This window comes from Nostoc sp. MS1 (genome assembly GCF_019976755.1).
Taxonomy (GTDB): domain Bacteria; phylum Cyanobacteriota; class Cyanobacteriia; order Cyanobacteriales; family Nostocaceae; genus Trichormus.
This window is the reverse complement of the sequence record NZ_AP023441.1, coordinates 3,748,236-3,770,232: the sequence shown is the minus strand read 5'-3', so window position 1 is coordinate 3,770,232 and position 21,997 is coordinate 3,748,236. Positions and strand designations below refer to the sequence as shown.

Below are 21,997 nucleotides of genomic sequence, written 5' to 3'. Positions count from 1 at the left end.
AGCATGGTTTGGCTGAGGTATAGTCTATAAATCTCACAGAACGATCAGGTTTAAACGTATGTCCTTAACTATTGCCCATTTGGGGCCGCCAGGCACTTATGCGGAACAAGCTGCTGCTTTGTATGTTAACTGGCTAACTCACACAACTGAAAGCGAAGCTATTTTATATCCGTGTCCAAGCATAGCCCAGTCCCTACAAGCCGTTGCTGCCGGAAAAACTGAGTTAGCTGTTGTGCCTGTAGAAAATTCAATTGAAGGCAGCGTCACTATGACGATGGATACATTGTGGCAGTTGGACAGCTTGCAAATCCACTCAGCTTTAGTCTTGCCGATCGCTCATACTTTAATTTCTTGTGCTAACAGTTTAGATCAAATCAAAGCTGTTTATTCTCATCCCCAGGCTTTAGCCCAGTGTCAAGGATGGTTGGGCGCTTTTCTCCCCAATGTCCAAGTTATCCCCATCAATTCTACAACTGAAGCTCTACAAAAATTAGAGCAGGATTTGACAATAGCAGCGATCGCTTCTAGTAGAGCGGCGCAATTGTACAATTTACCCATACTAGCCCGTAATATTAACGACTATCCAGAGAACTGTACTCGCTTTTGGGTAGTTAGTCAAGCACAAGCTGAGGTTGTGCATCAACTACCTAGACAAAATCCTACCCACACTTCTATTGCTTTTAGTGTGCCAGCCAACGTACCCGGAGCTTTACTTAAACCACTACAAATATTTGCTCACTTGGGAATTAACTTGAGTCGTATTGAGTCTCGTCCTACAAAGCGATCGCTAGGAGAATATCTATTTTTTATTGATATAGAATCTGATGTCAGTACACCACAGATGGAAACTGCTCTGGCAGAACTAAATGCCTACACAGAAGTTTTAAAAATTTTTGGTAGCTATAGTGTACTGTCAGTTAATAATCCACAATGATGCAGGCTATTACTTCGTATTAAAAGTGTCTTTCAAAACAGAACGAGCTGCTAAGTGATTACGGGTGGTGGTCAAAATTTCTGCTTCTCGTTCTAGGCGGGCAGCCGTATCTTGCATTTCCAGCAATGATTGCTGCTCTCCAGCTACACCATATAGGTTACTAGCTACCCAGTATGATAATTCTGTAGGTAGGTCTGGCAATTCTTCGGGAATTTCTATATTTTGTTCGGTAATTTTTGCTGAAAGACGAACAACATCCCGTAGTAATTGTTCTACATCAGTCGCCAAAGGACGCAAATCTTTTGTTGGCGGATGGTCTTCTATCCATTCTACTAAACCAACGCGGTAGGGTTTTTCCCTTACATATTCTAAAACCCGAAATCTTTGCTGTCCCAAAGTCAACATTTTCATCCGGTCATCTGGTAGGCGCTGGTAGTGAATAATTTCTGCACAGCAGCCTACATTGGCAACTGTACCCTTCACTGGGTCAACCATTAACACCCCAAACCTGCGATCGCTTTCCAAAATCGTGTTCATCATGATTCGGTAGCGAAACTCAAAAATATGTAGGGGTAACGGTCTGGTGGGGAACAGAACTACTTCGGGTAACGGGAACAGAGGTAGTTCGCGGACGGCAATTCTAGAAGAAGATGTCATTTTTACCTGAGTATAAATTTAATCTTTAAAATTTCTCTTTCTCTGCTTTTCCCGTATTTCCTTTACATTCTATCACTTGTTCTTAGGTAAATAAAAAGCCCTGAAAGAAATTTCTCAGGGCAGAGTAAATATTCATACAGAAGTCATTAGTCATTAGTCAATAGTCATTAGTTTCAACTACGGACTGTGGACTATAGACTAAATTACAATTTCACTTCGATATCTACACCAGAGGGTAAATCTAGTTTCATCAACGCATCGATAGTTTTAGATGAAGGTTGGTAGATGTCAATAATCCGGCGATGGGTGCGGGTTTCAAAGTGTTCGCGGGAATCTTTATCTACGTGTGGCGATCGCAGCACACAGTAGATTTTCCGTTTTGTAGGTAAGGGAATGGGGCCTATGGCTGTAGCGTTAGTCCGGTTAGCTGTATCAACAATCTTCTCGCAAGATGTATCTAATAAACGACGGTCAAAAGCTTGTAAACGTATTCTTATCTTCTGCTGCTGTAGAGTTGCCATCTTAAATTTTCCAGGTTCTGATGAGTTTGGGGAGTGGGGAGTTGGGAGTAGTGAAGTTTGTGTTTATCTAGTTCACTATTTCCCAATGCCTAATATAAGGTCAGATAAAAGAGCAGAGAAGCATTTAGCATCTCTGCTCTTAGTTATGGTTTAAAAGGTGCTACTTGACGATTTTAGAAACGACACCAGCACCGATGGTACGACCACCTTCACGAATAGCGAAGCGCATACCTTGCTCAATAGCGATGGGGTTGATCAATTCTACGGTCATCAAGATGCGATCGCCTGGCATTACCATTTCAGCCGCAGCACCCTCATCTGAGGTGAAAGCTGTAATAGTGCCGGTTACGTCTGTTGTCCGCACGTAGAATTGAGGACGGTAGCCTGGGAAGAATGGAGTTTTACGACCACCTTCTTTCTCGGTGAGAACGTAAACTTCACCTTCAAATTGGGTGTGAGGGGTGATAGAACCGGGTTTAGCGATTACCATACCGCGTTCAATATCAGCCTTTTGGATACCACGGAGGAGTACACCAGCGTTGTCTCCTGCCATACCTTCCTCAAGACTCTTTTTGAACATTTCAATCCCGGTAACAGTGGTGTTGCGGGTATCTCTGATACCTACTAGTTCCACAGTATCGCCGACTTTCACCTTACCACGCTCAATCCGGCCGGTAGCAACTGTACCACGACCAGTAATAGAAAATACGTCTTCTACCGCCATCAAGAAGGGCTTATCAATGGCGCGTTCTGGGTCGGGGATGTAAGAATCTACAGCATCCATTAATGCGTAGATTTTGTCTACCCAAGGATTTTCGCCACGTTGAGTCTTAGGACTCTTGGTCATTGCTTCGAGAGCTTGCAAACCAGAACCTCTCACGATGGGGATTTCATCGCCATCAAAGTCGTACTCAGTTAACAATTCTCTGAGTTCTAGTTCTACCAACTCTAGTAGTTCTTCGTCTTCCATCATGTCTTCTTTGTTGAGGAAGACTACCAGCTTGGGAACGCCTACCTGTTTAGCTAACAGGATGTGTTCACGGGTTTGGGGCATAGGACCATCGGTAGCAGCAACTACGAGAATTGCTCCGTCCATTTGCGCCGCACCAGTAATCATGTTCTTCACATAGTCAGCGTGACCAGGACAGTCTACGTGGGCATAGTGACGGTTAGCGGTTTCGTATTCAACGTGAGCGGTGTTAATGGTGATACCCCGCGCCTTTTCTTCAGGTGCGTTATCAATTTGGTCGTAGCCTTTAGCTACTGCTTGGCCTAAAGCAGCCAAGGTCATGGTGATAGCTGCTGTTAAGGTTGTCTTACCGTGGTCAACGTGGCCAATTGTACCGATGTTTACGTGGGGTTTGGTTCTTTCAAACTTTGCGCGTGCCATGAATCCTCGTTTCCTTTTTTAATTAAGCGTTCCCTTTGCTTTTTGCGATGATAGTTTCAGCTACGCTGCGAGGCACCTCTTCGTAGTGGCTGAACTCCATCGTAAAGATACCCCGACCTTGGGTTTTTGACCGGATATCTGTGGCGTAGCCAAACATGGTCGCCAGTGGAACTTTTGATGCCACTTTAGCGAGTCCCTGTTCAGTGCTTTGGCTTTCAATCTGCCCTCGACGGGCGATGAGGTCGCCAATAACGTTCCCGATAAAGTCTTCAGGAACTTCTACTTCAACTTTCATCACAGGTTCTAACAGAACTGGTGAAGCCTTGAGTACAGCTTCTTTCATTGCCATTGAGCCAGCAATTTTGAAAGCCATTTCTGAAGAGTCTACATCGTGGTAAGAACCATGAACTAGCGTTGCTTTGACATCAATTAAAGGATATCCAGCTAAAATACCTGATTCACAGCTTTCTTTCATACCTTGTTCTGCGGGGCCAATGTACTCTTTAGGTACTACACCGCCAACAATTTTAGAGACGAACTCAAAGCCAGTACCGGGTTCTCCTGGTTCCAAATTGATCACAACGTGACCGTATTGACCTTTACCACCACTTTGACGGATGAACTTACCTTCCACGTTGGTGACTGTTTTACGAATCGTTTCGCGGTAAGCCACTTGTGGCGCACCAACGTTCGCTTCCACTTTAAATTCGCGCAACATCCGGTCTACGAGAATTTCCAGATGGAGTTCACCCATCCCGGCAATTACAGTTTGGTTGGTTTCAGGGTCAACATTGACGCGGAAGGTTGGATCTTCCTCAGACAGAGATTGCAGAGCCTTGGACAATTTGTCCATGTCGTTCTTAGTTTTGGGTTCAACCGCTACTGAGATTACAGGCTCAGGAATAAACAGGGATTCTAGAATTACTGGTGCGCCTTCATCAGTGATGGTATCACCTGTCAAAGTTTCCTTTAATCCTAGTGCAGCACCCAAATCACCTGCTCTTAGTTCTTCAACGTCTTGTCGCTCATCTGCTTTCAAGATTACTAGACGAGAAATCCGTTCTTTCTTGTTTTTAGTAGCATTTAAGACGTAGCTACCTTTTTTGAGAACGCCTGAATAAACACGAACAAAGGTGAGGCGGCCGTAAGGGTCAGCCATAATCTTGAATGCCAAAGCCGCTAGGGGTTCTGCATCATCAGCTCGACGCTCTACGGTATCCCCATTAGCAAGTGTGCCTTGAATGGGGGGTACTTCTGTTGGTGCAGGTAGATAATCTACAACTGCATCTAACATTAACTGCACACCTTTGTTTTTAAAGGCGGAGCCACAAAGTACGGGTACGATAGTACCGGCAATTGTACCTTTACGCAGAGCAGTACGAATTTCTTCTTCTGTGAGTGCTTCACCCTCAAAGTACTTAGTCATCAAGTCATCATCAGTTTCAGCAACTGCTTCTATGAGCTTGGTGTAGTACTCTTCGGTTTTATCCTGCATATCTTCCGGGATATCCGTTTCTTGGATATCCGTACCTTGGTCATTGGTATAAATATATGCACGTTTACGTACTAAGTCTACGATGCCTTTGAAGTCGTTTTCACTACCAATGGGCAACTGAATGGCAATGGCATTAGCCCGCAGGCGATCGCGCATTTGTTCGTGAACTCTGTAGAAGTTCGCGCCTGTGCGATCCATCTTGTTAATGAAGGCAATTCGAGGCACTTTGTAACGGTCTGCTTGCCGCCACACTGTTTCAGATTGGGGTTGTACACCACCTACGGAACAAAATACCGCGATTACACCATCCAACACCCGCATTGAGCGTTCAACTTCAATTGTGAAGTCTACGTGACCAGGAGTATCGATAATGTTAATTTGGTGATCTTTCCAACTGGTACTGATAGCCGCAGCAGTAATGGTAATACCCCGTTCCCGCTCTTGCTCCATCCAGTCAGTTACAGCAGTTCCTTCGTGAACTTCACCAATTTTATGAATAATGCCAGAGTAAAATAATATTCTCTCTGTAGTCGTGGTTTTGCCCGCATCTATATGCGCCGCAATACCGATATTGCGTACCTTCTCTAGCGGGTTTGTACGTGCCACAATAGCCTCCTATAGTTTTTGCCTCATGATATCTTGTATATTACTCTTTGTTAAGATTCTATACTCTTAGAGAAAACCGACTTTTCTTTGGTAATTCCGCGATATACCGCTTTTAAATGCACGATATACCGCTTTTGTACTTAGTAACGATAGTGTGCAAATGCTTTATTTGCTTCCGCCATCCGGTGCGTTTCTTCCCGTTTGCGAATAGCATTCCCGGTTTCGTTGGCAGCATCAAGTAACTCATTAGCTAATCGGCTTGCCATTGTGCGGCCGGGTCTACTTCTAGAAAATTGTACCAGCCAACGCAGTGCTAGGGTAGTACCCCGGTCTGAACGCACTTCCATCGGTACTTGGTAAGTAGCACCACCGACACGACGAGCTTTCACTTCAACTAACGGTGTTGCGTTTCTGACTGCTCTTTCAAACACTTCTAGAGCATTATTACCAGTGCGTTCTTCAATTGTTTTCATCGCATCATAAACAATGCGTGCAGATAGTGATTTTTTTCCATGACGCATAATTCGGCGGATGATCATACTCACCAACCGGCTGTTATACACAGAGTCAGGCGGTATTGGCCGCCTTTGAATAACACCACGACGAGACATACTTTACCCTTAATTCAGACTTGGCAACGAAATTATATGCTATCAGACAGCGTAATCTCTGAGCGCTAACGCGGCTCAGAATTGAGCATTTTGGCTGATTTGAAAAAGTGCTGAGTGCTGAGTTTTGAGTGCTGAGTTTTGAGTGCTGAGTTTTGAGTTGAATGAAGAATGTCTTCTCCTGCTCCTCTGCTCCTCTGCTTTTCTGCTCCCTAGCCTCTAGTCCCTAGCCTCTTTCTATACATAATGTTTTTTTGATTCTGCCTACACTTGCTCGCTGAGTGTAAGTTGGCGGTAGAAGCTTGAGCTAATTTTCTAAAACAGATTATCTATTCTATGAATTAATCACTGTTTCAGAAAAAACATTGATACTTTACAGTTTTAGCCGCTTTTGCTGAAGCAACTAACCGCATCAAGTACGATTAATTGCTTAATTTATTTTTTCGCTTCTTTCGGGCGCTTAGTTCCATATTTGGAGCGACCTTGCTTGCGGTCTTTAACTCCGGCTGTATCTAATGTGCCTCGGATGATGTGATATCTTACACCTGGTAAGTCTTTCACCCGACCGCCACGAATCATTACAACTGAGTGTTCTTGTAGATTGTGACCAATTCCTGGGATATAAGCTGTAACTTCAAATCCTGAAGTCAATCTCACCCGTGCTACTTTCCGTAGAGCTGAGTTGGGCTTTTTAGGAGTGGTCGTGTATACTCTTGTACAAACTCCTCGACGCTGAGGGCATTGTTTTAGAGCAGGGGACTTGGTTTTCTGACGCGCTTTCTCGCGTTCAGTACGGATTAACTGTTGTATTGTTGGCATGAGTCACAGCGCGTGAAGCTGCTTATAGGTCTAAGTTTTAACAAATCCTGATTATATCTTTTTTAATGGTTTTATGTCAAACTTCCATATTATTTATTAAATAGCAGATGGTCTAGTGGTAGAGAATGAATTACCACAACCACAAGTAGCTACTGCTTGGGGGTTTTGGAAACGAAACGCACCACCCATTAAATCCTCTGAATAATCTATGACTAAACCATTAATATAATTATAACTGGCGTTGTCTATGACGACTTGGACGTTATGTTCGTCAAAGATGCGATCGCCTTGTTGGATTTTTTCGTCAAAGGACATATCATAAAACCAATCGGAACAGCCACCCGGTTTCACCGTGATTCTAAAAAAGGCTGCTGGCTGTTGTTTTAACTTTAAGCGATTGATTTCACTAGCTGCGGCTTGGCTTAAATGAATCATAACTTGTTTGGGCAAGTGAAGATACCATCTTTCAGTATTACAGATGGGTTGCCCAATTGAACTTGTGAGAGTGCTGAGAAATTTATTCTCTGTGACTCTGTGGTTAAATTCTCACCACAGAGACGCAGAGGGAGTTTAATAATTTTTGAGACTGAGAAGAAGTTTATTTACCTGTACGGGCGTAATCATCTTGGTAGCGAATAATATCGTCTTCGCCTAAGTATTCGCCGTTTTGTACTTCAATTAGTACCAAAGGAATTACACCAGGATTTTCTAAACGATGAGCAGTACACTGGGGTACGTAGGTAGATTGATTATTGCCTAATAAAATTTCTGCTTCACCACACACTACTCTAGCTGTACCAGAAACAACAATCCAGTGTTCGCTGCGGTGGTGGTGCATTTGGAGGCTGAGGCGATGTCCAGGTTTAACTTCGATGCGTTTGATTTTATATCCGCGTCCTTCTTCCAGAACTGTAAAAGAACCCCAAGGACGCAGTTCAGTTGCAGCAACACTACGGTTATTAATGGTGGTAGGTAGGGGCAGGGTGTTGGTTTTTGTGGTGGTTTCTTGAGTTTGGGCCATAGTTACCTCTTTTAGAGACAAAACAAACCGTTATTAAGCTGAACAATTAATGGAAAATTTGGGGCAATTTTACAACCGTGAAATTAGTAATTTAGTAGCACCTTGCTAAACATAGCAAAGGGAAATTGGCTAGGGTGCAGAATATTGGTTGAAACTTGGGGTTTACACAAACTCTTCATCAATTGCGATGATGACTTATTCTCAGCTTTAAATTAAGAATGGTCATTGGTCATTAGTCATTAGTCCACAGTCAAAAGTTATTCTTCCTTGTCTTCCCTCTCTCCCTTGTCTCCCTCATCTCTTCTAGCGGGGTTGGAGGAAAATACCGATGCCATTGTGGACGCGAGCGGCTGTGTTGGGATAGCGGTCTAGTAGTTGTCCGCTTAAATAGAGGCTGGTTGAGCTACCGCCATCTAGGTTTAAGGCATTGACACAGCCTAAAAGCTTCATGAGTTGGGCGTGTTCTGCTAAGGTTGGGCCTAGTCCGCCTGCACGGTTATGGGTGGCGGTGATTAATAAGGTGTTGTTGGCAGTTGTACAAATACCACTGCGGATGGCTCTTTCGGTGATGAAGGCTTTGCTGAATTGTTCGCTTTCGGCATTGAGGACAATTTGACTGTTTTGAATTAACAGTGGCCCGGCTCCGATGATGTTGGGGTAACGGTTAAAGTCAGCAGGTGTAGTGTTACTGGTAATTTGTACATCAGTACCTATTGGTAGTTGTGATGTGAGCGCACTAGCATTTCCACGTAATGTTAATAAGTACCCGTCTCTGGGAATGGGAAAGCTGGTTTGTCCTGCTTTATCCCCAGCAAACTGATTACTAATTTTGTTGTTTTGGACTAGGAAAATTCTTTCGTTGTCGGTTAGGGGGGTGTATGTTTGCCCCCAGGCTGGTGTGTAACGGGCGATACCGCTCTGCACGTAACCACTGTTGAGAAATAATATTGGCGATGGCGTTCCGCCCAGCGTAGCTGATCGCAAACCATTTGATATTACTAATGTCTCTTGTAGGCTGAGGCGACCGAAGTAAAATTCTCCAGCATTATTCCAGGCGATCGCACCTCGATTTAAAATTGGGCTTGATAACCATTGACCGTCTTGGCGAATTGCACCCAAGGGATAACGGTTGTTGCGGTTAAAGTATCCGCCGTTAATTGCCCCAACTGCGAAATAACGTTGGGCTGTTTGCAGAATGGGGGCTGTGCCTACTAAAGTATCTGAGTTAGTAATAATAGGTTTTAAGGTTAGCCCCACAGTGCGGGGATTAATTTCTAGAGATACCACAGGGAAGCGGTCTGTACCTAAATTAAGAAACTGTTGTCGCCAACGTATTCCGTTTGCCCAAGTAATATCTCGTGGTTCTAAGGGGTCGGGGCGTAAATCGATAACTAGGCGATCAGGATTATTAATGGTGCTAACCTTGGGTGATAAAGCCAAGGGAACATTCAGGGTAATTAGGGTTTGGTTATTTACTACCTCTACTCGCTTGACTAGTGAGTCGGGTGTCGGTAGTTGTTTGAGTGGATTTGCTTCTAATGGAGATGGTGGCGTTACGGGTAAGGGTGTGTAGCGTTGTATTAAACCAGGGTCGGCTATACCATCAAGCACTATTGTCCATTCCCTCAAAGTTGGTGCTGGGGGTTTGGCATCTGGTGGGGCATTAGGGTCAACTGGGAGTTTAATTGGTTGCCCTTGTCTGACTTGCCAAGGGGTGGGGCGGTCTAAATCTAAAACAATGCGCGTGGCTGGTGGTTGGTTGAAGCGAAGATTGCTTACTTGCGCTCTGGGAGTTGCGATCGCTAAAGTGTTACCTTGGGTTTGAATTTGCCATCCGGCTGTCCGGGCAAAGTTGGTAATATCGAGATAGCGATATCCGCCTTGCAGTCTAGTATTTAAAACTAAAGGCTGGGTAGTAGGAGAAAACCAGACAACGGGTTGTTTTGTTGGATTATTACTACTTAATAGGTCTACGCCTATTAATTGCCGCAGAGCGCCATCACTGATAAATGTTGCTCCTCCTGGTTGTTGCAACCAAGCTCCTGGTAAATTACGACCATTGAGGGAGATTTGGCTACCAGAAGTTAATCGCACCGATGCAGGTGATACTGGACGCTGTGTGTTTGCTTGACCTAACTTGGCTGGCTGCTGGGCGTTTGTGGCAAAGGTTGCAGATAAATATAGTGATATTACTGTGATTGGTGACACAACAATTTGCCAAAGGCTGTAATTATGTGGTTTGATAGCGCAATTTTGATTTTTACGCTGACAGTGATTTTTCATTTTGACGATAATTTACACAAGTACTTTTGAAAGCTACCACACATTAGTCGATTGGCTAATGTGTGGAAATCTTGAAAAATGGCTAAATAATCTTGTAATAAATGTGATAATATGTATATTGGCTTGTTATCTCTTGTAAGTGACAAGCTAAAATTTTGCCGCTAAAATCACTGTAACTAAATGCTTTAACTAGCACTAGTAAAGACAAAACTAGAAATAGTAGTTTTAGTTATTATATTTGGATAAGATATTAGATCCTTATACATTGTTCCTGCTGTTGCTACTTGGTGAGGGTTAAACAGTAGAGATGTTTAGTGGCAACAGCAGAAAAACTCACAACAATCAAAATATTTAGGAATTGTCAAAGGGGTATATAGTGTAATACGCTGATTTTGCTGCTAAATCAGGATTGTTTATAGTCGAAGCACAGTAAAGTGTAAAAGTAAGGTGCTGTTGATAGTACCGAAGATTATGTTTTGTTCTGGCAACTCAAAACACACAAGCTGAGAAAATATAAAATTACACGATATAAAAATGAGGACTGTCCAGATACAGAGATTTTGTCTTCCATAGAATAAACACATAAAAAGATAAAGCAGATATTTTAACGTGGCGACGAAAAAACGCCGAAGTTAAAATTTTTTTTCTCTAAATTTCGCTGATTTATATATTTGTGCGACACGAAATTTAGAAATTTTTCTCACAAAACAGTGGCAGCACTAGTGACTCAACGATCTCAGGAACAGGCTCTATGACTGATAAACCGATGAATCAAGACCAAAATATCACAGCAAATATTATCAATTCAGGGGACACCTACCAAGGGCCGAAGTGGTTAGTAGAAGAACGGGATGCCTGTGGTGTAGGTTTTATAGCTCATCGTCAAAATCAAGCCAGCCACGAAATTGTCTCTAAAGCTTTAGGGGCTTTGACTTGTCTAGAACATCGGGGTGGTTGTAGTGCAGACCAAGATTCCGGTGATGGTGCTGGTATATTAACTGCCATTCCTTGGGAGTTATTGCAACAAGATTATTCCCCAGGACAGATAGACTTTTTGTCTAGTAATAATATTGCGGTGGGGATGATATTTCTCCCCCAAGATTTACAAGTAGCGCAAAAAGCCAAATACGTTTTTGAGCAAATAGTCACTGAAGAAAAATTCGCCTTACTGGGCTGGCGAGAAGTTCCTGTAAGACCTGAATTATTAGGGGTACAAGCTAAAGAAAATCAACCCCGCATTGAGCAAGTTTTTCTAGCCGCAGATAACAGTGGTGATGCGCTAGAAAGGCAATTGTTTATTGCTCGCAAACGCCTATTCAAAGCTGTAAAGAGCATTTCGGAAGAATTTTACATTTGTTCTTTATCCAGCCGCACGATTGTTTATAAAGGCATGGTGCGATCGGCAGTTTTGGGAGAGTTTTATCTAGACTTACAAAACCCAGCTTATAAGAGTGCGTTTGCTGTATATCACCGCCGCTTTAGTACCAACACCATGCCCAAGTGGCCCTTAGCCCAACCGATGCGGCTATTGGGTCATAACGGGGAAATTAACACCCTGTTGGGTAATATTAACTGGATGATGGCCAGAGAAGCTAACTTGGGTCATCCAGTATGGGATCATCGCTTTGATGAACTCAAGCCATTAGTTTTGTTGGGTAATAGTGACTCGGCAACCCTAGATAACGTCCTAGAATTATTGGTACATTCTGGACGCAGCCCCTTGGAAGCCTTGATGATTATGGTTCCAGAGGCTTATCAAAACCAACCATCTTTGCAAAACTATCCAGAGATTGTTGATTTTTACGAATATTACAGTGGTTTGCAAGAAGCATGGGACGGCCCAGCACTGTTAGTATTTGGTGATGGTAAAACAGTAGGCGCAACATTAGACCGTAACGGCTTAAGACCTGCGCGTTATGTAATTACCAAAGATGACTACATTGTTGTAGCTTCCGAAGCTGGGGTTGTGGATTTCCCAGAAGCCAATATTGTGGAGAAGGGTAGACTCGGCCCAGGACAGATGATTGCTGTGGATCTAGTCAACCATGAAATCCTCAAGAATTGGGAAATTAAACAGCGTATCGCCAAGCAGCATCCTTATGGGGAATGGTTGCAAAAATATCGTCAGGAACTAAAACAAGTTAATAGTTCTGCCAATGGTAACGGTAACGGTAACGGCAATGGTCATCATGTAGTCAAAGAAATTGACAGAGAAAACTTACTGCGTCAACAATTGGCTTTTGGTTACACCACAGAAGATGTGGAAATGGTCATCCAACCAATGGCCAGCACTGGATCTGAACCGACTTTCTGCATGGGTGATGATATTCCTTTGGCGGTGCTGTCAGAGAAGCCCCACTTGTTGTATGACTATTTCAAACAGCGTTTTGCCCAAGTAACCAACCCAGCAATTGACCCACTACGGGAAAAGTTGGTGATGTCTTTGAAGGTGGAGTTGGGTGAACGCGGTAACTTATTGGAACCGAAGCCAGAATACGCCAGACGGCTGAAATTAGAGTCACCAGTCTTAACAACAGCAGAGTTGGAAACAATCAAGCTGTCAGGATTTGCTACAGCACAGTTGTCAACCCTATTTGCGATCGCCAACGGCCCAGATAGTCTAAAAGCCGCAGTGCAAGCTTTACAAAAACAAGCGGCTGAATCTGTGCGTGCTGGGGCAAAAATTCTCATTTTGAGCGATCGCGCAGGTGAAGGTGTTGGCACAGAATATAGTTACATTCCTCCCTTGTTGGCGGTGGGTGCAGTCCATCACTATTTAATTCGTGAAGGATTGAGAACGAAGACATCTTTAATTGTCGATACTGCCCAATGCTGGAGTACACACCATTTTGCTTGTTTAATCGGCTATGGTGCGGGTGCTGTTTGCCCTTACATGACGTTGGATACAGTGCGTGCTTGGTGGTCTGACCCCTCAACTCAACAGTTCATGGAACGGGGTAAAATACCAGCCATTTCTTTAGAACAAGCGATCGCTAACTATCGCAAAGCTGTCGAGTCTGGGTTGTTGAAAATCCTCTCCAAGATGGGGATTTCCCTTCTGTCCAGCTATCAAGCAGCGCAGATATTTGAAGCCATTGGGATTGGTGGCGATTTACTGGAGTTGGGCTTCCAAGGTACAGCTTCCCGTATTGGCGGTTTGAGTGTGCGGGAGTTAGCCCAAGAAATACTTTCCATCCACATCAAGGCTTTCCCAGACCTAGCCCTCACTAAGTTAGAAAACTTGGGGTTTGTCAACTACCGTCCTACAGGCGAGTACCACATGAACAACCCCAAACTAGCAAAAGCACTGCATGAGGCGGTAGATGGCAAGAAATACGACCACTACGAAGTTTACAAACAGTATTTACAAAATAGACCAATTACAGCCCTGCGCGACTTGCTAGACTTCCACAGCGATCGCTCACCCATCCCTGTAGAAGAAGTAGAGTCAGTCAGTGATATTGTCAAACGCTTCTGTACTGGGGGGATGTCTTTGGGTGCGTTGTCACGGGAAGCCCATGAGGTATTGGCGATCGCTATGAACCGGATTGGTGGTAAATCCAACTCCGGGGAAGGTGGAGAAGACCCAGTACGTTACAAAGTTCTGGATGATGTGGATGCTTCTGGACATTCACCAACTCTGCCGCATTTGCGCGGTTTGCGGAATGGTGATACAGCTTCTAGTGCTATCAAGCAAGTTGCATCAGGGCGCTTTGGTGTAACACCTGAATATTTAGCCAGTGCTAAACAAATCGAAATCAAAATTGCCCAAGGTGCAAAACCAGGGGAAGGCGGACAACTACCAGGGCCGAAGGTCAGCCAATACATTGCGATGTTACGGCGGTCTAAGCCCGGTGTTACCTTGATTTCACCCCCACCCCACCATGACATCTATTCAATTGAAGACCTCGCACAACTAATATTCGACCTGCACCAAATTAACCCCAAAGCTCAAGTATCCGTAAAATTAGTGGCGGAAGTTGGTATCGGGACAATTGCAGCTGGTGTGGCTAAAGCCAACGCCGATATTATCCAAATTTCTGGACATGATGGTGGTACAGGTGCATCACCACTCTCATCGATTAAACACGCTGGTTCACCTTGGGAACTAGGTTTAAGTGAAGTGCATCGCGTCTTGATGGAAAATAGTTTGCGCGATCGCGTAGTTTTACGTGTAGATGGCGGTCTTAAGAGTGGTTGGGATGTGTTAATCGGGGCGTTGATGGGGGCAGAGGAATTTGGCTTCGGTTCCATCGCTATGATTGCCGAAGGTTGTATTATGGCGCGGATCTGCCACACCAATAACTGTCCTGTGGGTGTAGCTTCGCAAAAAGAAGAATTACGCAAGCGGTTTACAGGTATCCCTGAACACGTTGTCAATTTCTTCTACTTTATTGCTGAAGAAGTACGCGGTTTGTTAGCCAAACTTGGCTATCGTTCTTTATCAGAAATTATCGGTCGCGCTGACATTCTGACAAATCGTAAGGACGCAAAACTCACCAAAACTCAATCGCTCAACCTCAACTGCTTACTTCAGCTACCAGATACCAGAAATAACCGTAGTTGGTTAGTGCATGAAGAAGTCCACAGCAACGGCCCAGTTGTAGATGACCAGTTATTGGCTGATGTGGAAATTCAAGCTGCTATTCGCAACCAGTCTACAGTGACTAAGACCCTACCTATAGTCAATACTGACAGAACATTGGGAGCAAGACTAGCGGGGGCGATCGCATCTCAATATGGCGACAGTGGTTTTGAGGGACAAATTAACCTCAACTTCACAGGTAGCGTCGGTCAAAGCTTTGGTGCTTTCAACTTACCAGGAATTATCCTCACACTGGAAGGTGAAGCCAACGACTACGTAGGTAAGGGGATGCACGGTGGCGAAATTATTATCAAACCGCCAGCCGATGCTACTTACGATCCTGCTCAAAACGTGATTGTTGGTAACACCTGCCTTTACGGTGCTACTGGTGGGGTGTTGTATGCCAATGGTTTAGGCGGTGAACGCTTCGCTGTACGCAACTCCAAAGGTGTAGCAGTAATTGAAGGTGCTGGGGATCACTGTTGCGAGTACATGACAGGTGGTGTAATTGTCGTTCTTGGTAAAGTAGGACGCAACGTCGCGGCTGGGATGACTGGTGGACTAGCCTACTTCTTAGATGAAGATGGTTCATTCCCTGAATTAGTCAACTGCGAAATCGTCAAGATTCAACGTGTACTAACCGCAGCCGGAGAGAAACAATTGCAAGAATTAATTAAAGCTCATGCAGAACGTACAGGTTCACCAAAGGCTAAATTTATCTTGCAAAATTGGCAGGAATACTTGCCCAAGTTCTGGCAATTAGTACCACCTTCAGAAGCTGAAAGCGCAGAAGCTAACCCTCAAGCTGTAGTAGAGAAGCATCTGAGTTCAGTTTAATTATTAGGATTAGTCATTAGTCAGTTGATGATGGCTAATGACAAACACAAAACTAGATGTGAAAAAAGACGCGAAATTTCGCGTCTTTTTTTTATTAAAAGTTTCAAATCACTTTTGTTTTTTATTAGCAATTAATTTTTCGTTTTTCTCTTGCATTTCTAAAAGTTCAGGGACAGTAACAAAGCTGTAACCTTGCTTGCGAAATCTACTAATAATTTCTGGTAAAGCTTTGATAGTTTGGGAACGGTTCCCGCCGCCATCGTGCATGAGTACAATTCCGCCTGGTTGTGCTGGTCTAAACACATTATTAATTAATCTTGATACACCGGGACGGGAATAGTCTGCCGAGTCAGAAGACCACATAATTACGGCATACTTATTATTTTTGGCATAGGAAACTAATCCATTGTTCATCATACCTCCAGGCGGACGAAATAAGTCAGTTTTCACACCTGTTATTTGATAGATAAGCTTCGCTGTATTAGCAACTTCATAAGCTGCTACTTGAGGATTCATAAAGTGATACCAGTGATGCCAAGTATGGTTGCCAACTGTATGACCTTCAGCCACCACTCTTTTTAATAAATCTGGGTAATTTTTGACATTTTGCCCAACTACAAAAAAGGTCGCTTTAATATTATTTTGTTTAAGAATATCTAATACTTGTGCGGTGCTTTGAGGCCAAGGGCCATCATCAAAAGTTAATGCAATTACTTTTTGAGATTGGTTAACGTTTGCTGATTTAATAATTGCTCCTTGAAAACGTGATGGTACACCATCGGACAAACCTTTATTTCTAGCTTCTTGTTGTAAACTATTCAGCATCATTGATTTTAATTTCTCAATTTGCCGACTAGTTCCGACTTTAGCTGGTGTAGTAATTGTATTTATACTATTTATATTTGTTTTAATTTGAGCATCGGAAGTGTTTGGTTTAAACAACATCATTACTCCTACACTCAAACTGGCACTAATAGCTAACAATGCAAATAATATTCCTTGTGGCCAGAGAAACGATTTATTGTTTTCCACTTCATAGCTCCTTCAAGGTTAAGATTATGAATAACATTTATAACAGTAATTTTGCTCACATGTTTTATCAGTATTTAGATACTTAGCTAAATTCTATTAATCTTAGATTTTGTAAGAAAATTAACAGGATTTAGATTTATCAAAATATTTAATATTTGTTTGATATGGGTTTAACCCAAAATTATGAAATTTTTTTTGGTAAACCAATGAACTATATTATTGATTACTATGATTTAACCGTAAATAAATATTCTCCACTGTGCAAAGCTTACATTTTTATCATCATGTATGCTTTATTGAATAAAGCAAAGTTATTATCTTTTTTAAGCCAAATAGTATTCTTAAAATATAAGAGTTTTTGATTACTATAATTTGGCTTAATTAACCATCAATAATTAATATACTTTCCATAAGTTTTTTCAAGGATAAAATATTGAGTATTAAAGTTAAGTGATTTTATCTACGTAAATACCAAAGCATTATAGGTTTGTCTGTCGATACGATATATTCTACTGCTAAGTAACATTTTTACCTTTTTAAGAAAAAATTAAATCTTTGAAGACTAAAACAAATATATTACTCTCATCTTCAACACAGAGACGATCTCCACACAGAGATAGTTTCCCTCTAACAAAAAGCTTAGAGTAATTGGTCTATATACCTTTTGACTATCTATGCAGAATTGATTATTGAATCCAGATTAATATCTGTAATAAAACAATACATTTCTTAAGTATCAAAAGGAATTTTAAGGGGATGTAGTAACTTGACATCACTACCTTAACCCTCGAATTAATGAAGGTCACTACCTTATTAATATAAAAATTAAATATAGGTGGTTACAGTATTTTTACTGAAATTAGTTAACATTATAAATGCTAAATTTAAAAAATTTACTTTGTTGAGCGTATGTAATGTTTATTTTTTATAGGAAAAATATAATTTTTTGGTAAAGTTTTACATATAAGTATTTGCAGTATTTTATGGGTTTGCTAAGGAATGCAATAACCGATGTCAATTGTATAAGGTTTAACAAAGCGTGTTTTAAAGCAATATAAACGCGCTTATTCTCATGAGATACAGATTTCCCAAGTTGAGATAAGTTTATACTTGCAGTATTTTGTCTGTTTTCATACTTTTTGTTGCTTTTTGTAACATTAATGTTAGGCTAACAAATATTTAGGCTCTCTAATATTTAATTGGATATGAATTATTTTAACTACTCTAAAATTAAGTCAGACTATTTCATACTCTTAATATTTTTTTTGGTAGTATTTTTTATCGATAGCATTTGGTTGTCTTTAGATAATTCAATTCCCGCCTATGATCAAAGCGCACACTTAACAACAGCACTACATCATTATCGGATTTTTCAAGATTTTAATATTTTTTCTAGTGAATGGTGGCGATCGCTTTGGCAGTTAACCCCTAGCTACCGCGCTCCTTTTGTATATATTTGTACTGTACCTTTTTTATTACTTTCTAGAAGCTATGACCAGGCAGTCTTAGTTAATTCACTATATACTTTAATAATTATATTTTCTGTATACTATTTAGGTATTTATCTATTTAATAATCGCAAAATTGCTATAACAGCCAGTGTATTTTGCTTGTTGTTCCCTATCTTGGGAATTATGCGTATAGATTATTTATTGGATTATGGTTTAACAGCAATTGTTATAGTAACTTTTACGATTTTAACAATTTGGAAAGACAAATATAGTGGCTTCTTTTCATGGATATTGACTTTTACTTTGGGAATAGGCATAGGACTGATAATGTTATCTAAACCTACGGGTTTCATCTTTATCCTTATTCCTAGTATTCTGACATTAATTAGTTTTATTAGAAAACGTAAGTATTTAAAATTAATTCAAGCGGGGTTATCTTTAATTCTATCTTGGCTAGTTTGTGGTTTTTGGTACAGCTTAAATTGGCTGACAATTATTACTTCTGCCTTAAATGCTAATCAAGTAGGTAAAAGAGAGGGTGATCCTCCTGCTACAACTATTGCCGGATGGTTAGCTTATCCACAAATAATACCAGAGACTGTAGGGTTTCCTATATTATTTGTGAGTTTGGGAATTTTATTAGCTTATATTATTAAAAATAAGTTTGATTTTAATTTAGTTAAGAATAAGTATAGTCAATCGCGTTTAAGCTGGTTAATCATATTTTTAGTAAGTAGTTATATAATCTGTTCTTTGGGAACAAACAAAGACAGTAGATTTATCCTACCTTGCTTCCCTGTAATTGCTTTAATTCTGTCCTATTGCTTTCACTTAATTGATAATAAATTATTTAATAGGGTCAGGATATCTACTCTGGTATTAAGTTTTATAGTTTTGTTAAATAGTCTATTTCCTTTACCCATCCTTCAAGCCTGGGGAGGGATAAAACATTTACCTAATGATGACAGTAAAAAATATCAACTTCCACAACTGATAGAGATAATTAACCAAACTAATCCATATTTAAGGTCAACTTTGGGTGTAATTCCTGTTTCTACGCCGCAAGTTAATCAATTTACTTTAGATTATTTTGGCACATTGGCTGATTTTCGAGTATATGCAAGAAAACTAACTACAAAGCTATCTCAAGTAGAGCAGGATTTAGAAAACTTCTCTTGGTATGTTACCAGAGATAATGAACCTGATGAGCGTGGACAAAGGGGAGAGACTAAACGAAAACTCAAATCTTTAGTTGAGTCTTCGGTAGATTTAAAATTGCAAGGTGAATGGACTTTACCCCTTGGAGAGAAATTAAGGTTATATCATCGAATTAAGCCAGCCATAGTTGTAGAAAAACTAGATAATGCTACTTCTCCAGTCACCTTGAAACAAGTAATTACTGCCAATCAGCTTGTGGTAGATAAAAATAACCCCATTACTTACCAAGTGAATGGTACATGGGATGATTTGCAAAATGGTCTATTACTATTAAGATGGCAAAATGGGCGATCATACTTTGAACATGACCATGCGATCGCACTAGGTAATTTATACTGTGGTCTTAAATGCCATCCTCAAGGAACTTTTCAGATAACAGAGAATCTGGCTACATTTATTCCTAAAAGTTTACCATTAGGGCAATATCATCTATCCGCACTTTATTTAGATAGAAGAGATGGCAAAGTTACACCTTTGAACATTCAAAAAACTAATCTGGATGTAACAAATAAAGGTGCAGCAGTCAAATCACCTGCATTAGATTTAGTCTCGCAAATGTCTCAATTAGCTTTAGAATTAAAACAGGGTAAATTAGACAATATATTTGCACAAATATCAAACTTTAATCAATATGATCCTACTCAAGATTATTTAAAACAAATTGAATTTGCAGCCAACTATCATCTACAAACAGAACCAGATAATTTGAATTGGCGTTATACTTTGGTGCTTGCACAACTTTTGCAACGTCAAGTTCCTGAGTTAATCCAGAATTTAACCCAATTAACTAAATATGATAGTCAAAACCCTTATGTATGGCTTTATCTAGCTTTTGTTTATTTATATGATTTTCAACCTAGACAGGCTGAACCAAAATTAGCGATCGCCGAACAACTCCAACCAAATATACCAGAATTAAAAACATTAAAAACTGTGACCAATATCATGAAATTTTTGCCCATAATTCACTTCTAAAATCTTAGCTAGATTTCGATATGTACTCAATCACAGAAAAAAAAATATTAGTATGTTTATCGGTTGCTGCTTTAACTTTGTGGCTAATATTTTTAGGTGAATGTCCTCTGCGTGATTGGGACGAGGGTACAATAGCACAAGTCGCTCGTGATATTTGGCAAGCTCCATCAGGTTCTTTTCGTTGGCTTTATCCCACCTTAGCAGGGGAACCTTATCATAATAAGCCGCCTTTAATGCACTTGTTAATTGCTTGGGCTTACTCTATTGGTGGTGTAAATGAGTGGACAACTCGTCTTCCTGGTGCAGTCATAACTGCGTCTGGTGTACCTTTGTTGTATTTATTAGGAAGATTATTGTTTGGTCGCAGTTTACCAGCTTTATTTGCTGCCTTAGTGTATTTAACTATGCTACCTGTGGTACGACACGGCAGGCTGGCGATGTTAGACGGTACAGTTATCACTTTTTTCTTATTAGCACTATATTGTTTGCTGAAAGCACGCCATAATCAGAGATATGCTTTAGGCGTAGGTGTAAGTTTAGGGTTAATTGCCCTGACTAAAGGCATGATTGTTTTCCTATTGGGGGGAATTGCTGGGTTATTTCTCCTCATAGATAAACAGTTTTTCTTATTAAGAAGTCCTTATTTATGGCTGGGGTTATTTTTAGGAAATGCACCTGCGATCGCTTGGCATATCGCTCAATTGCAATATTATGGTAGTAATTTCTTACAAACCAATTTACAATCACAAAGTTTTAACCGTCTTTTTCAATCGGTAGAAGGACATAGCGGCCCACCTTGGTATTATTTATTAGAAATACTGAAATATAGTTTTCCCTGGCTATTGTTTTTACCGGGAGGAATCATTCTTGCTTGGAAGAAACGCCTTACTTCCTGGGGTTGTTTAATTCTTGTTGGCACAATTGTTTACTTAGTAAGCATTTCCATCATGAGAACAAAACTGCCTTGGTATGTTATGCCTATATATCCATTTTTAGCTTTGGCAATTGGTGTTAAATTAGCTGAGGTTTGGGAACATCGCCAGGTTAAATCAAAAGCTTGGGTAGTTTTATTTGCAATTCTAGCGATCGCAGGTTTAGGTGGCTGTATTTACTTTACAATTACCAAGCCTCAGCCTGTATTAATTGCCATGAGCCTTGTTTTAGGTGTGAGTATGGCTATAGTATCATGGCTCGTGAGTAGGAGCGATCGCAACTTTATTCCTATTTTATTTGTTGGGATGTATGCGGTTTTATTTCTATTTATGAGTTCGCAAGTATGGATTTGGGAATTAAACGAAGCATTTCCAGTCAAACCAGTTGCAGCATTAATTCGTCAACACGTTCCACCAGCAACGAAAATCTATACTTCTTTTGCTTATGGTCGTCCTAGTTTGGATTTTTATTGTAATTGTAAAGTCATGCCTGCCGATTTTTCAGATTTACAATTAAGAGAAAATAATTATTGGTTAACAGATACAGTGGCGTTAGACAAAATCAATTTAGCTGAAAGTCAAATTTTAGGTAAGGCTGAAAACTTTACTTTAGTGAAAACATCTACAAAGTAA

The 21,997-nt window shown here is 41.0% G+C and carries 14 protein-coding genes; 4 read left to right on the top strand and 10 right to left on the bottom strand.

The window, feature by feature from the left end; translation table 11 throughout:
* Nucleotides 1–58: 58 nt before the first annotated feature.
* Nucleotides 59–934, top strand: coding sequence for a prephenate dehydratase (gene pheA, locus NSMS1_RS16265; protein WP_224085606.1), 876 nt, complete (start codon nucleotides 59–61; stop codon nucleotides 932–934).
* Nucleotides 935–943: 9 nt separating this feature from the next.
* On the opposite strand, the gene NSMS1_RS16260 is transcribed toward pheA, so the two are convergent.
* The 9 genes from NSMS1_RS16260 to NSMS1_RS16220 form a co-directional block, all read right to left on the bottom strand.
* Entirely contained in the window at nucleotides 944–1,591 is a 648-nt protein-coding gene (locus NSMS1_RS16260) for an LON peptidase substrate-binding domain-containing protein (protein ID WP_224085605.1), read from the bottom strand.
* A gap of 203 nt (nucleotides 1,592–1,794) precedes the next feature.
* Entirely contained in the window at nucleotides 1,795–2,112 is a 318-nt protein-coding gene (gene rpsJ, locus NSMS1_RS16255; RefSeq protein WP_010998474.1) for a 30S ribosomal protein S10, read from the bottom strand.
* A 160-nt stretch (nucleotides 2,113–2,272) separates the two neighbouring features.
* Complete coding sequence (gene tuf, locus NSMS1_RS16250) at nucleotides 2,273–3,502, bottom strand: elongation factor Tu (RefSeq protein WP_224085604.1); 1,230 nt, start codon at nucleotides 3,500–3,502, stop codon at nucleotides 2,273–2,275.
* 22 nt (nucleotides 3,503–3,524) lie between these two features.
* Complete coding sequence (gene fusA / locus NSMS1_RS16245) at nucleotides 3,525–5,603, bottom strand: elongation factor G (protein WP_224085602.1); 2,079 nt, start codon at nucleotides 5,601–5,603, stop codon at nucleotides 3,525–3,527.
* A 140-nt stretch (nucleotides 5,604–5,743) separates the two neighbouring features.
* Complete coding sequence (gene rpsG / locus NSMS1_RS16240) at nucleotides 5,744–6,214, bottom strand: 30S ribosomal protein S7 (protein ID WP_067764936.1); 471 nt, start codon at nucleotides 6,212–6,214, stop codon at nucleotides 5,744–5,746.
* A 432-nt stretch (nucleotides 6,215–6,646) separates the two neighbouring features.
* Nucleotides 6,647–7,030, bottom strand: a complete 384-nt coding sequence (gene rpsL, locus NSMS1_RS16235) for a 30S ribosomal protein S12 (protein ID WP_006196398.1) — start codon at nucleotides 7,028–7,030, stop codon at nucleotides 6,647–6,649.
* Nucleotides 7,031–7,126: 96 nt separating this feature from the next.
* A complete protein-coding gene (locus NSMS1_RS16230; RefSeq protein ID WP_224085600.1) occupies nucleotides 7,127–7,465 on the bottom strand; it encodes a HesB/IscA family protein in 339 nt (112 codons plus the stop codon).
* A 163-nt stretch (nucleotides 7,466–7,628) separates the two neighbouring features.
* A complete protein-coding gene (locus NSMS1_RS16225; RefSeq protein WP_224085599.1) occupies nucleotides 7,629–8,051 on the bottom strand; it encodes a cupin domain-containing protein in 423 nt (140 codons plus the stop codon).
* Nucleotides 8,052–8,354: 303 nt separating this feature from the next.
* Nucleotides 8,355–10,334 (bottom strand): phosphodiester glycosidase family protein, encoded by a 1,980-nt coding sequence (locus NSMS1_RS16220; RefSeq protein ID WP_224085598.1) that lies wholly within the window; start codon nucleotides 10,332–10,334, stop codon nucleotides 8,355–8,357.
* A 751-nt stretch (nucleotides 10,335–11,085) separates the two neighbouring features.
* Here NSMS1_RS16220 and NSMS1_RS16215 point away from each other — a divergent pair.
* Nucleotides 11,086–15,756, top strand: coding sequence for a glutamate synthase-related protein (locus NSMS1_RS16215; protein ID WP_224085597.1), 4,671 nt, complete (start codon nucleotides 11,086–11,088; stop codon nucleotides 15,754–15,756).
* 108 nt (nucleotides 15,757–15,864) lie between these two features.
* Here NSMS1_RS16215 and NSMS1_RS16210 read toward each other — a convergent pair whose 3' ends face one another.
* Nucleotides 15,865–16,788 carry a polysaccharide deacetylase family protein gene (locus NSMS1_RS16210; protein ID WP_224085596.1) on the bottom strand — a complete coding sequence of 308 codons (924 nt, stop codon included), beginning with the start codon at nucleotides 16,786–16,788 and terminating at the stop codon, nucleotides 15,865–15,867.
* Nucleotides 16,789–17,993: 1,205 nt separating this feature from the next.
* Between NSMS1_RS16210 and NSMS1_RS16205 the strand changes: the two genes are divergently transcribed.
* Nucleotides 17,994–20,432, top strand: coding sequence for a hypothetical protein (locus NSMS1_RS16205; RefSeq protein WP_224085595.1), 2,439 nt, complete (start codon nucleotides 17,994–17,996; stop codon nucleotides 20,430–20,432).
* 20 nt (nucleotides 20,433–20,452) lie between these two features.
* Nucleotides 20,453–21,997: an ArnT family glycosyltransferase gene (locus NSMS1_RS16200; protein WP_224085594.1), complete on the top strand. Its 1,545-nt coding sequence runs from the start codon at nucleotides 20,453–20,455 to the stop codon at nucleotides 21,995–21,997.

Coding starts and splice junctions, on each gene's coding strand:
- NSMS1_RS16220 (WP_224085598.1), bottom strand. CDS start 10,334: ATGAAAAATCACTGTCAGCGTAAAAATCAAAATTGCGCTATCAAACCA.
- tuf (WP_224085604.1), bottom strand. CDS start 3,502: ATGGCACGCGCAAAGTTTGAAAGAACCAAACCCCACGTAAACATCGGT.
- NSMS1_RS16260 (WP_224085605.1), bottom strand. CDS start 1,591: ATGACATCTTCTTCTAGAATTGCCGTCCGCGAACTACCTCTGTTCCCG.
- rpsL (WP_006196398.1), bottom strand. CDS start 7,030: ATGCCAACAATACAACAGTTAATCCGTACTGAACGCGAGAAAGCGCGT.
- NSMS1_RS16225 (WP_224085599.1), bottom strand. CDS start 8,051: ATGGCCCAAACTCAAGAAACCACCACAAAAACCAACACCCTGCCCCTA.
- NSMS1_RS16230 (WP_224085600.1), bottom strand. CDS start 7,465: ATGATTCATTTAAGCCAAGCCGCAGCTAGTGAAATCAATCGCTTAAAG.
- pheA (WP_224085606.1), top strand. CDS start 59: ATGTCCTTAACTATTGCCCATTTGGGGCCGCCAGGCACTTATGCGGAA.
- NSMS1_RS16200 (WP_224085594.1), top strand. CDS start 20,453: ATGTACTCAATCACAGAAAAAAAAATATTAGTATGTTTATCGGTTGCT.
- NSMS1_RS16205 (WP_224085595.1), top strand. CDS start 17,994: ATGAATTATTTTAACTACTCTAAAATTAAGTCAGACTATTTCATACTC.
- rpsG (WP_067764936.1), bottom strand. CDS start 6,214: ATGTCTCGTCGTGGTGTTATTCAAAGGCGGCCAATACCGCCTGACTCT.
- rpsJ (WP_010998474.1), bottom strand. CDS start 2,112: ATGGCAACTCTACAGCAGCAGAAGATAAGAATACGTTTACAAGCTTTT.
- NSMS1_RS16215 (WP_224085597.1), top strand. CDS start 11,086: ATGACTGATAAACCGATGAATCAAGACCAAAATATCACAGCAAATATT.